Origin of the sequence: Chryseobacterium sp. GM_Chr_2 (assembly GCF_026540445.1) — a bacterium.
Taxonomy (GTDB): Bacteria; Bacteroidota; Bacteroidia; order Flavobacteriales; family Weeksellaceae; genus Chryseobacterium.
In genome coordinates this window covers 189,706-201,841 of sequence record NZ_JALNUD010000009.1, presented here as the reverse complement: position 1 = coordinate 201,841, position 12,136 = coordinate 189,706, and the positions used below count along the sequence as shown (strand labels likewise).

General features: G+C 35.1%; 13 protein-coding genes and 1 riboswitch. Of the genes, 8 read left to right on the top strand and 5 right to left on the bottom strand.

Annotation, left to right across the window (positions count from 1 at the left end):
• The gene (locus tag OXQ85_RS14880; protein ID WP_267405469.1) at nucleotides 1-753 is read left to right on the top strand and encodes a polysaccharide deacetylase family protein; all 753 of its coding nucleotides are present in this window, start codon (nucleotides 1-3) and stop codon (nucleotides 751-753) included.
• Nucleotides 754-821: 68 nt separating this feature from the next.
• Here the strand turns inward: OXQ85_RS14880 and OXQ85_RS14875 are convergent, their stop codons facing one another.
• On the bottom strand, nucleotides 822-2,027 hold the full coding sequence (locus OXQ85_RS14875; protein WP_267405468.1) for a metallophosphoesterase: 1,206 nt from the start codon (nucleotides 2,025-2,027) through the stop codon (nucleotides 822-824).
• Between the two features lie 71 nt (nucleotides 2,028-2,098).
• The gene (locus OXQ85_RS14870; RefSeq protein ID WP_267405467.1) at nucleotides 2,099-3,166 is read right to left on the bottom strand and encodes a ketoacyl-ACP synthase III; all 1,068 of its coding nucleotides are present in this window, start codon (nucleotides 3,164-3,166) and stop codon (nucleotides 2,099-2,101) included.
• Between the two features lie 100 nt (nucleotides 3,167-3,266).
• Here OXQ85_RS14870 and OXQ85_RS14865 point away from each other — a divergent pair, with 100 nt between their 5' ends.
• From OXQ85_RS14865 to OXQ85_RS14835, 7 genes are all read left to right on the top strand, one after another.
• Nucleotides 3,267-3,836: a hypothetical protein gene (locus OXQ85_RS14865; protein ID WP_267405466.1), complete on the top strand. Its 570-nt coding sequence runs from the start codon at nucleotides 3,267-3,269 to the stop codon at nucleotides 3,834-3,836.
• A gap of 3 nt (nucleotides 3,837-3,839) precedes the next feature.
• On the top strand, nucleotides 3,840-4,571 hold the full coding sequence (gene ubiE, locus OXQ85_RS14860; RefSeq protein WP_267405465.1) for a bifunctional demethylmenaquinone methyltransferase/2-methoxy-6-polyprenyl-1,4-benzoquinol methylase UbiE: 732 nt from the start codon (nucleotides 3,840-3,842) through the stop codon (nucleotides 4,569-4,571).
• A 3-nt stretch (nucleotides 4,572-4,574) separates the two neighbouring features.
• Nucleotides 4,575-5,357, top strand: a complete 783-nt coding sequence (locus tag OXQ85_RS14855; RefSeq protein WP_267405464.1) for a porin family protein — start codon at nucleotides 4,575-4,577, stop codon at nucleotides 5,355-5,357.
• Nucleotides 5,358-5,497: 140 nt separating this feature from the next.
• Nucleotides 5,498-5,800, top strand: a complete 303-nt coding sequence (locus OXQ85_RS14850; protein WP_267405463.1) for a hypothetical protein — start codon at nucleotides 5,498-5,500, stop codon at nucleotides 5,798-5,800.
• Nucleotides 5,800-6,081, top strand: coding sequence for a cell division protein ZapA (locus tag OXQ85_RS14845; RefSeq protein ID WP_267405462.1), 282 nt, complete (start codon nucleotides 5,800-5,802; stop codon nucleotides 6,079-6,081). Before OXQ85_RS14850 ends, OXQ85_RS14845 begins: the two co-directional genes overlap by 1 nt.
• Before the next feature lie 249 nt (nucleotides 6,082-6,330).
• A complete protein-coding gene (gene rny, locus OXQ85_RS14840; RefSeq protein ID WP_267405461.1) occupies nucleotides 6,331-7,896 on the top strand; it encodes a ribonuclease Y in 1,566 nt (521 codons plus the stop codon).
• A gap of 269 nt (nucleotides 7,897-8,165) precedes the next feature.
• On the top strand, nucleotides 8,166-8,342 hold the full coding sequence (locus tag OXQ85_RS14835) for a hypothetical protein (protein WP_267405460.1): 177 nt from the start codon (nucleotides 8,166-8,168) through the stop codon (nucleotides 8,340-8,342).
• A gap of 343 nt (nucleotides 8,343-8,685) precedes the next feature.
• On the opposite strand, the gene OXQ85_RS14830 is transcribed toward OXQ85_RS14835, so the two are convergent.
• The 3 genes from OXQ85_RS14830 to OXQ85_RS14820 all read right to left on the bottom strand — a co-directional run bounded on the left by OXQ85_RS14830 (nucleotide 8,686) and on the right by OXQ85_RS14820 (nucleotide 12,029).
• The gene (locus OXQ85_RS14830) at nucleotides 8,686-9,618 is read right to left on the bottom strand and encodes a putative sulfate exporter family transporter (protein WP_267405459.1); all 933 of its coding nucleotides are present in this window, start codon (nucleotides 9,616-9,618) and stop codon (nucleotides 8,686-8,688) included.
• A gap of 135 nt (nucleotides 9,619-9,753) precedes the next feature.
• Entirely contained in the window at nucleotides 9,754-10,635 is an 882-nt protein-coding gene (locus OXQ85_RS14825; protein WP_267405458.1) for a LysR family transcriptional regulator, read from the bottom strand.
• 89 nt (nucleotides 10,636-10,724) lie between these two features.
• On the bottom strand, nucleotides 10,725-12,029 hold the full coding sequence (locus OXQ85_RS14820) for a voltage-gated chloride channel family protein (protein ID WP_267405457.1): 1,305 nt from the start codon (nucleotides 12,027-12,029) through the stop codon (nucleotides 10,725-10,727).
• Nucleotides 12,030-12,060: 31 nt separating this feature from the next.
• Nucleotides 12,061-12,127, bottom strand: a riboswitch (Fluoride riboswitch).
• Between the last annotated feature and the right edge of the window lie 9 nt (nucleotides 12,128-12,136).

Genomic DNA, 12,136 nt, shown 5'->3' with positions numbered 1-12,136 from the left:
ATGATATTATTAACTTTTAACATCGCAAATATTGAAGCTGAAGCTAAAAATGGCTTTGAAATTTCCGGTGAAGAGAGATTAAATATTACAGAAGATAATACGAAAGCGATTCTTAGAATTTTAGATCTTCACGATACAAAAGCCAGTTTTTTTATAGAGATTTCTATTGTAGAAAAACTGCAAAATTTAATAAAAGCAATTTCATCTCAAGGGCATGAAATTGCTTTTTATAATAAAAATTCCAGCCTTCAGGAAATTGAAAATGAAAAGAAATTTATTCAGGATTTTTTAGAAAAACAGATTCGGGGAATTCGCCAAAAAGATCATAAACTTCCTCTTGAAGAATTGAAATCGTTGGAATTTAATTATGTTTCTAATATCGATAACGCGAATATTCTTTTTCCTTTTAAACGTTTAAAAAGAGATACGGAAATAAGTGAAGAAGATGGATTAAGTATTGTTCCGGAAAGTATTTCGCCTTACAGTCAGCTTCCTTATAATGATTTTGTATTTCAGATTTTGCCAACTAAGTATTATGAAAATATGGTTTTTGAAACCCTGAAAAATGACGGCTTTGTTTTGATTTATCTCAATGCCTGGCAATTCACAGATTTCAGCTCCTATCAATTTGATATTCCTTTTTACAGAAAACGAAATTCGGGCAAAAAAATGGAGGACAAATTAGATGCCCTCCTTGCTTGGTTCAACGAGAAGGAGATGGCTACTTCGCGTATGAAAGATTATATTTTTTAGGTTGCAGAAATTAGGTTGTAGGGCTTAGGTTAAAACTTTAAACCCAAAAACTCTGAACCTTGAATTTTTTAAGCCAATTCAAAAAGCGTAATTTCCGGTAAAACACCAACTCTTCCCGGATATCCCAGAACCCCAAAACCTCGGTTTACATACAGCATTTTTCCTTCACTTTCATAAAGATCTGCCCATTTTGGATAACGGTACTGAACGGGTGACCATTTCACATTTTTAAGATCCAGACCAAACTGCATTCCGTGAGTATGACCGGAAAGTGTTAAATGAATATCTACCGGATGTTTTTTCACCACATAATCAAAGTGAGTAGGGTCGTGACTCATTAAAATTTTGGTGGCATCTTCAGGAACTCCTTTCAATGCATCATCGATTCTTCCGAATTGTGGGAAAGGTTTTAATCCCCAGTTTTCAACGCCCAGAATGTATATTTTCTCGCCGTTTTTCTCAATCACGCGGTGTTCGTTTCTCAACATATCAAATCCTGCCTGCTTTTCATAATCAATCAGCGTGTCAAGATTTTTCTTTTTCGCATCCAAAGAAGCCCATTCAACATAGTCTGCATAATCGTGATTTCCAAGAACTGCAAACTTGCCGTCTTTCGCCTTAATTTGAGAAAATAAAGGAATGAATGGTTTAAACTCATCCGCCACATTGTTGACCATGTCTCCGGTGAATAAAACCAAATCCGGCTTTTGTTCGTTGATTAAATCTATGGCATGTTGAAGTTTGCTCGGATCTGCGAAACTTCCGCTGTGGACGTCGGAAATCTGAACAATTTTATATCCTTTAAAGCTTTTTGGAAGGTTGCTGAAATTAATTCTCACTCTTCTCACCTTGTGACGGTATTTTCCAAAAGTAATTCCATCGATAAACAAAGCGGAAAGAACGCCGCCCATTCCCAACCCAACCAGACTTAAAAACTTTCTTCTTTCTGGGAAAAAGTTCTCGGTCGGTCGCGTTAATCCTACTAAATAACTTCCTGTTCTGAAAATATCATCAATCAATAAAAACAAAACAATGAAGACTTTTGGTAAAATAAAGATCAAAAATAAAGAGATCATGATTTGGGCTCTTACCATGCTTCGGTCGGCTCTGCTGAAGTGGGAAACTTCGTACGCGAAAAACCCGTAAATGGCCAGTGAAATCACCCAATAGCTTGTTCTTATCCAGAAATTATCTGTTAATGTTCTTATGGCCTGATAAATGTAAATTTCTAGAAGGAGAAATAACCCGGCAATGATTAAAAAATTTCTTTGCATAACTCTATTTACAAAAAAGCACAAAAGAAGACTTCCTTTGTGCTTTTATATTTTTATTAATTAAAATAATTTTAAGGAAATCTGTATACGATAGCATTGATGTTCATTCCGGCACCAACCGAAGTCATTACAATGTTACCTTTTTCTTTAAACGTTTGACCTTCCATTTTTCCTTTAATTATTAAATCGAACATGGTAGGAATTGTTGCAACAGACGAGTTTCCAAAGTCTTGGATCGTCATTGGAGAGATCGAATGATCATAATCTTTCACATCATATAATTTATGAAGTCTTTCGATCATGGCATAATCCATCTTAGCGTTTGCCTGGTGAATTAAAATTTTGTTGATATCTTCAATAGAAAGACCTGCGTCTTCAATGGTTTCTTTAATCGCTGCAGGAACATTTTTAAGAGCATATTCGTAGATTTTTCTACCCTGCATTCTTACAAATAAACGTGATTGATCTGAATCTTTATTGATAGAAGGTCCGTTTGCTAAATAATCAAGTTCCGGTCCATTATCACAGATTGTGTTGTGAGCAATGATTCCTACGTTTTCCTGATCTGTAGCCTGTACCACAACTGCTCCGGCTCCGTCTGCAAAGATCATCCTGTTTCTGTCATGCGGATCTGTTACTCTGCTTAATGTTTCAGCACCGATTACCAGGATTGTTTTTGCTACTTTGGCTTTAATTAAATTATCAGCCAAAATCATCGCTTCCACCCAACCCGGACATCCGAAAAGCATATCATAAGTGATACATTTTCTGTTTCTAATGCCTAATTTATTCTTTACTCTCGCCGCCATTGTCGGCATAAAGTCTGCATATCCGTTTACAGTAACTTCACCAAAATTACTTGCGTAGATAATATAATCAAGTTCCTCCTGATCTACGTTGGCATCTGCAATAGCCAATTTTGCAGCTTCGTAACCGATTTGTGAGTTTGAAAGATCATCTTCTATGAATCTCCTGTTCTCTATTTCCGTGATTTCTACAAATTTTGAAATAGTTTCCTCAGCAGGTTTGTCAATCTTCACCCCGTCTTCTGTATAAAACTCTGAATCTAAGAAAAAGTCTCTACCTATAATTCTGTTTGGAAGGTAAGATCCAGAACCAATAATGATCGTATTCGGCATTCGTTTAAATGATTTTTTAAAGTTGCAAAGTTAATAATTAATATTAATAACGAAGAATTAAAAATATTATTAAATTTGCAAAAAATGTACTTTACAGTCTATGAAAAATAATCCGTCTTTGAAAGGTTTAATTATTGCAGTTGTGGTATTTTTCGTTGCCTTTGGAATCTACTTCTTTTTTTTAGCCAAAAAAAATTATTACGTAGTAGATAATCCTACTCCCAATACATATTACTATAAAATAAACAATGGTTCGGAAGGAGTTGTTTCTGCCGGACAATTTGTAGATGTTGATTTGAAGTTGGGAAAAAATTCGATTAAAGTGTACGATCAAAATAAAAAATTATTGTACGATTCTGCGTTTGAAGTTAATAAGATCCGTGGTCTTTTGAATATTGCCCATCAGGATTATTACATCAATGATCAGTATTACGGGTACAATCTTAAAAAAGATTCATTACTTTTGGCACTTGATAAAACCACAATCGACGGAAAAACGTATTTCGGAGGTGCAAAACACTTCAACAAATTATACAGTGAAGATTTTTATTATAATGTAAATGAAGATTATGATAAAGTGATCAAGAACATTCAACAGGTGGAGTCGAGATCAAAGATTTTCAGAAAGCAGGATTACCTTAATTATTATAAAGAATATTACAAGTTTTAAGTTTTGACAAAAGATATTACTAAAGTTACTCCCTACAATTCTGACGCTACTAAGAAGAGCCAGGTAGAGGATATGTTCGACAATATTGCACCAAAATATGATCTTCTGAATCGTGTTTTATCTCTGAAAATTGATGTTTTGTGGAGAAATAAATTGGTGAAAATGATGAAAAATGATAACCCTCAGGAAGTGCTGGATGTGGCTACTGGAACGGGAGATCTTGCAATCACCATTGAAAAAGGAACCAACGCAAAAGTAATTGGTTTAGATTTATCGCAACAAATGTTAAATGTTGGCGTTATTAAAATAAAAAAACTTAATTTAGACGGCAAAATTTCCATGCAAAAGGGCGATGCAGAAAATTTACCTTTCGAGGACAATAGATTTGACGCTGTTTCCGTTGCATTTGGAGTAAGGAATTTTGAAAATCTTAAAAAAGGTTTAGCAGAGTTAAGAAGAGTAGTTAAAGATAACAAAAGTGTTTATATACTGGAGTTTTCAAAGGTTGAGGGGTTGATGGGGCCATTGTATATGTTTTATTTCAAAAACATTCTGCCGGCAATAGGCAGGCTGGTTTCCAAAGATAATAGGGCGTATACATACCTTCCGGATTCTGTAAATGCATTTCCTTTCGGGGAAAAGATGAAGCAAATTCTTTTAGATACAGGATTTAAAAAAGTTGAATATAAAAAACTAAGTTTAGGTATAGCCACAATTTATAAAGCAACAAAGTAACCTATGAATAAATTTTTATTAAAAGCACTGGTTTTAGCCTCAGTAAATATTGCAATGTTTGCCAACGCGCAATTTAGAACCCGAAACAGAATGGATAAGTTGGAGGAATTCGACGAGCAGAAGTTCAGCTGGGGTTTTTATCTGAATGGTAATAAACTAGATTATCGTATTGTTTTGAACCCAACATACGGTATGAATGGTAACCAAAATCTAGTTACATCTAAAGAAAGTTACAGTTTCGGGGCAGGGCTTATCGCTAAATGGAGACTGAATGATTATTTAGATTTAAGATTGGAACCAGGCTTGCAATTTGGTCAGAGAGAGCTGAACTTCAACACGCAATCTAATGACTTTTATCAACATGGTACTTTAACAAACCCGGCTTTTACCCCGATTCCTTTAACGGATAAAGATAAAACAAGACAAATTAAATCTACTTTGGTAGATATCCCTTTTATGCTAGAATTACACGGTCACAGATGGTATAATTCAAGACCATACGTTGCAGCAGGGGTAAATTATATCGTAAACCTACAATCGAATGCAGATTCTACAGATGACAACATGCAGCAGGTTTTCAGATCTACTACGCACAACTTCGGTTGGTCTGCAGAGATGGGTATTCAGCTTTACTTTAACAAGTTTAAACTTACTCCGGCAATCAGAGGAACATTTATCATGAACAACGAGGTTGTATCTGATAATGCTACTACGCCTCCGTACTGGACAGCTGCAATGTCTACTTTACAGACAAGAGCGGTAATGTTCGTATTGAAATTCGAATAAGAAAAATTAGACTTAAAAATATAGAGGAGATGCTAAAAGCGTCTCCTTTTTTGTTTACAGATCAAAATATAGAGAGTTTTATTTTTGTTAGTATTAATATTTTGTTATTTTTGCTAATAGTTAGAATATACAAACCTGAAATGCTTCAAGATTTAGAAAACAATTTTTCAGAATTAGAAAAAAAGATTTTGCTTTTACAGAAAAACTATAAAAATCTTACTGAGAAATTTTCAGAATTAAGTATTGAGCATGAAGACCTGAAGAAAAGATATGATGAAGAAAGAAAGAAAGGTCAGGTATTAGCAGAAGAGCAAAAAAATATAAAACTTTACTCAGCAATATCAGGAAATCCTGAGCACAATAGATTGATGAAAAGTCACATCAACCGATTGGTAAAAGAGATAGATTTCTGTATTGCACAGCTTCAAAACAGTGGATTATAATGGAGGTAAGAAGAATAACCATCAACATTGCAGGAAGGGTGTATCCGCTGAACGTACCGGCAGCAGAGGAGGAAACTTTGCGTAAGGTAGGGAAGCAAATTGAAAGTATGATTAAAGATTTTGAACAGAATTTCGATGTGAGAGACAAACAAGATGCTTTGGCAATGTGTGCCCTGAAACTGGGAACCAATGCAGAAGTAGTGTCTGCGAACTACGATAAAACAATACATTCTACCAACGACAGATTATCAAAAATCAATCAGTCGTTGAATGAAAAATAGCGGAAATAGATTTTTTTTCCGCAACAAGCTGCCTACGATAATTCTAACACATTAAAGGTAAACTCAACGCTAAACAATTACCGAACAAATGTCCATGGAATGGCGTGCCGATTTATCGGATTACAGACCATGGAAATCAGTTCAAATCGTGTTGATTAGGAGTTTACTCTCAATCTCTGGATTATTGTGGGCTTTTTTTATGTGAAAAAATTAAAAGGATATGAATACAATTAAAACTCAATATAAATTATGATAGAAGTTATAATCGGCGTTGTTTGTTTAGTAATCGGTGCGGTTATAGGGATATTTTTCTCTAAAAGCTCACTGAATACCAAAGCAAAATTTATTATAGATGATGCGAAGAAGAATGCCGAAAATCTTATAGAAAAAGCTAACGTACAGGCCGAATCCATAAAGAAAGAAAAGAATCTTCAGGCTAAAGAAAAATTCTTAGAGTTAAAATCTCAGCACGATGCAGATATTCAGTCTCGTGAAAAGAAAATGCAGGAAGTAGAAAAGAGAATTAAAGATAAGGAACACAAGCTGAATGACGAGCTTAGCAAGACCGGAAAACTTGAAAAAGATCTAGATAAGCAAATTGCTGATTATTCTAAAAAAACAGAGATTTTAGAGAAAAAACAGCATGATTTGGATACTGCAACAGCTAAAAAGGTTGAAATTTTAGAAAAAATCTCTAACTATTCTGCAGAAGAAGCAAAAGCTGAATTGGTAGAATCTTTAAAAGCAGAAGCAAAAACGAGAGCTCAGGCACACGTTCAGAGCATCATGGAAGAAGCTCAGCTGAACGCAAAAGGAGAGGCGAGAAAAATCGTTATTCAGACTATTCAGAGAATTGGAACTGAGCAGGCTATCGAAAATTCTGTATCTGTTTTCAACATAGAATCTGACGAGGTAAAAGGTAGAATTATCGGTAGAGAAGGTAGAAATATTCGTGCTTTAGAAGCGGTTACGGGTGTTGAGATCATCGTTGATGATACTCCGGAAGCTATCCTTCTTTCATGTTTCGATCCGGTAAGAAGAGAGATCGCAAGATTATCCCTTCACAGATTGGTAACAGACGGTAGAATTCACCCTGCGAGAATTGAAGAAGTTGTTGAAAAAACAAGAAAACAAATCGAAGAGGAGATTATTGAAGTAGGTAAAAGAACGATCATTGATTTAGGAATCCACGGATTACACCCAGAATTGATCAAAATCGTAGGTAGAATGAAGTATCGTTCTTCTTACGGACAAAACCTACTACAGCACTCAAGAGAGGTAGCAAATATTGCAGCAACAATGGCTGCAGAATTAGGCTTAAACGTAAAATTAGCAAAAAGAGCAGGTTTATTACACGATATCGGTAAAGTTCCGGAGCAGGAGTCTGAACTTCCTCACGCTTTATTAGGTATGCAATGGGCTGAAAAATATGGCGAAAATCCAGAAGTTATCAATGCCATTGGAGCTCACCACGACGAGGTAGAAATGACGTCTCTATTATCTCCGATCATTCAGGTTGCCGATGCGATCTCAGGAGCAAGGCCGGGAGCAAGAAGACAGGTTCTTGAATCGTATATCCAAAGATTAAAAGACCTTGAATCTGCTGCATTAAGCTTCGAAGGTGTATCTTCAGCATACGCAATCCAGGCGGGTAGAGAATTAAGAGTAATGGTAGAAAGCGGAAAGGTAAATGACGAAGTAGCTTCACAATTATCTTACGACATTTCAGAAAAGATTCAAAATGAATTAACTTATCCTGGACAGGTAAAAGTAACAGTAATCAGAGAAACGAGAGCTGTGAACATCGCAAGATAAGATTTGATTTTAAAATATTTATAAAAACCTTTCAAGAAATTGGAAGGTTTTTTTTGTGGTTAAAAATTATAAAGATTAAATAACAATTTTAGGAATAAATATGATTTGTTTAAGAAATATTTATAATTGGTTTTCCGTTTATTGTTTAATAAGTGCAACAAAATAAATTAATTATGAAAATTCCCATTAAATTATGCTTTGAATAATTAATATTTGTTTAACTTTGAAATGTAACTAAACTATATTGTTTAATCTCAAAACCAAATCACATGTCACAAAACATTTTGAAAAACGCTAAGAAATTAGGTAAAAGCGATTTAAAAGAAATAACAGGAGGGGTTATCACTCCGGATCTTTCGCTTTGCGGATGCAGTTGTACAGGCGCTGTTACAGGCCCGAAATACTGCACACAATACATCGGATGCCCGGGAGTAATTACCTGCTAGATTCGATTTTAAACAGAATTATTTCAACTAGAAATAAACATTTCCACATTTAATACGCAAAAACCTTCTGGATTTCCAAAAGGTTTTTGTTATTCTAGGAATATCAATAAATTTATTATAAATATTTTCGTAAAACGTATAGACGCTAAAACTCTCAACCCCTCAAACTCTCTCACTTCTTAAAAACGAATTTTTTCTGGAGCTTAATCCCGCTCTCCGCACTCGCTATTTTTTTTATTTCGGCGGCGGCAGCGAAGCTGCCGCCGCCGAAATAAAAAAAATGAGCTCAAACAAATGCTGCGATCGGGGCTAGGAAATGGGGTATTCCATCAAAATTTGCCAACTAATTCATAATAAAAAGTAGACTTCCGACACTGATAAAAAACCAAAGAAAAACAGCCAAAGCCAAAGGTTTAAAATCAATCGTTTTTAACGTCTGAATTGAGAGGGTAGAACCAATTAAAAATAAAGTTAAATTCAATCCTGATTTCGCAATAATCGTAATTCCTGAGCTTAATGTATCAAAAAAAGGAAAATAAGTATTCAGCAAAATCGCTAAAATAAAATATCCGATAAACCATGGAATTTTAATCTTAGACTCTTTTTTAAAAATAATCATCGTAATCAAAGACATCGGAATAATCCATAAAGCTCTTGCCAGTTTCACCATTGTTGCGATTTTCAGGGCTTCATTTCCATATTTACTCGCGGCACCGATAACCGAACTTGTATCGTGAATTCCAACCGCGCACCACAACCCGAATTGTTCCTGAGAAAGATTCAGCCAATGCCCAATTGCCGGATACACAAATAACGCAATAGAATTCAATGTAAAAATGATCGCCAGTGCCAAAGAGATTTGCTTTGTACTCGGTTTAATAATCGGAGAAGTCGCGGCAATCGCACTTCCACCACAAATCGCTGTTCCCACAGAAATGAGATAAGATAAAGATCTTTCTAGTTTCAGTATTTTCCCAATATAATACCCTAAAATCATAACGGTGAAAATACTGATGACTGTCAATATTAGACCCGATTTTCCGGCTTCCAGAGCTTCATTAAGTTTTAATCCAAAACCCAATCCAACAATTGAAATTTGTAATAATAAATGAATGTATTGATGTAAACTTTTCTCAAAAGGATTTCCCATCAAAACAGCCAGAATAAAACCTAAAAGCAAAGTAATTGGAGAAGAAATAAAAGGAGTTAAACAGAAAACAGCCAATAGAATGAAAACAATTTTCTTTACATTTTCATTTTGAATGAAATATTTCATTTTGTAAAATTTTAAATTGATGGTTCAAAATTCTACAAATTAGTATTACAAAGTAAATTGTATTTTGTTATAATTGATAACTTTTAGTTATAGTTTGGTTGCTGGTTTCTAGTTGATTGTTGTTGGATTTAAACCTTATAATTGATTGATGAATTTCAGGAATAGTCTTATCAATTCAGATTGTTCGCCTTTTGGAAGAATAAAACGGAAGTTTCTTTCAATATTAAAATTTTTAATATCAATAATCATCAATTGATTGTTTTTCAGTTCATTTAAAACCGTACTGATCGACAGGAAAGCCAATGCATCCGAATGTAAAAGATAATTTTTAATACTTTCGCTGCTTCCCAGTTGCATTACAATATTTAGGTTTTCAATATTAATTCCTTTTTTCTTCAATCGATTTTGAATAAATTCTAACGAACCTGAACCCTGCTCCCTGAAAATTAATTCCAGATCATATAAATCTTTAAGATTCAAAGTTTTATTGGCTAAAGAATGATTGGTTTTTGCAACCAGTACAATTTCATCAGGTTTAAATATTTGATAATCAAAATAATTCGATTGAGATTCTCCTTCGATAATCCCCAAATCAATTTTTCCTTCTTTCAGTAATTCCGAAATAATTTCCGTGTTGTGCGTAAGCAGTTCAATTTTAATGTCTTTATAGTACGAATTGAATTTAGCCAAAATTTCGGGTAAAATATATTGAGCAACAGTTGTACTCGCTCCGATGATTAATTTCCCTTTATGCTGTTGGTTGATCTGATTAATTTCAAACTCCAGATCACGATAAATATTTCGGATTTTTTCAGCATATTCAAACAAAATTCTGCCACTTTGCGTCAGCTGAATCGACGTTCCTTTTCGATCAAATAACTTGGTGTTCAGCTGATTTTCTATTTCTTTAATGTGCTTTGTGACCGCGGGTTGAGAAATGTTCAGTTCTTCCGAAGCTTTTGTAAAGCTCGATCTTGAAGCTACCGTATGAAAAACTTTTAATCGATAATCAAACATATTCCTGGTTGTTGGTTGGCGGTTAATCGTTTTTAGTTTTCATAAAATTAAGAATCTTACACAAAAAACTAACAACTATCAACCAATTTCTATAGATCCGAGAAACTTTTATCATTCAGATGTTCGAATCTTCTGTTTTTTGCTTCTCCGATTTTCTGTTTCGTATAAATGCTGTTGTTTCCTGATAGTAAATAAGAAACAACACACGCAATAGCAATATAAACGCCACTTTCGGCACCGAATAATTCAATGCCCATCAGCATACAGGCGAGTGGGGTATTGGTTGCTCCGGCGAAAACAGCCACAAAACCCATTCCCGCCAATAATCCAAATGGTAGCGGAATAAGTAATGACAGAGCACTTCCCAAAGTCGCTCCGATGAAGAATAACGGGGTGACTTCACCGCCTTTAAATCCTGCCGAAAGTGTGACAATCGTAAAGATCATTTTTAAGGCAAAATCATACAAAGGAAGTTGTTTTTCAAAAGATTCAACGATGGTTGGAATTCCCAAGCCTATATATCTCGTCGTTCCCATAGTAAAAACGGCTATTGCAACAATAATTCCACCGATAGCCGGACGAAGCGGTAGATATTTTATTTTAGATTTAAAAATTGAGCCTGCCCAATGAATTATTTTACTGAACGCTGCGGCACAGATTCCAAAGGCAATTCCTGCCAAAACGCTGTATACAATAGGCAGAAATTCAAGTTTCGGAATAAAATCAATGTGATAGTGGGTATGCTTTACGTTCCAGAGATTCGTTGCCCAATCGGCTAAAATCGCGGATGCAAACGCAGGAAAAATAGCATTGTAACGAATTTTACCAATCAGAAAAACTTCAAGTCCGAAAACAGCTCCTGCCAAAGGTGTTCCGAAAACAGAGCCAAATCCGGCAGCAATCGCTGAAATGATTAAAATTCTTCTTTCATTTTGATCTAATCTGAAAGGTTTGGTCAGCTGATCGGCAATCGCGCCCGCCATTTGTAAAGCGGTTCCCTCGCGACCCGCCGAACCTCCGAAAAAGTGAGTAACAATGGTTCCTAAATAAACAAAAGGTGCCATTTTGAAAGGAATAATTTCCTTCGGCTCATGAATATTCTCAATTAAAAGATTATTTCCGGCTTCCACATTTTTCCCGAAGTAATAATAGAGAAGTCCGACCAAAAAACCGGCAACAGGTAAAAAGGCAATGATCCAGATATGATTTTCCCGAAACTGGGTTGCCCATTCCAATGACTGTAAAAAGCCTGCCGAAGCCGTTCCTACCAAAGCACCAATGATTAAACTGATGCAAAGCCATTTCGCAATATAAGGCAACGCAGGGTATTTTCTGAAGAAAAATTTTGTATGAAAAACAGTTTTTGTTCTAAGTGCTCGTTGATTTTTAGGCATATTTTTCCTGATTTAATTACTGTTAATAATCTTTTAATCAGGCGTCATCAGCTTTTGAAGGCGGTTGGGTAAGGAAGAACACCATTTCCTTTTATAGGGCAAATATA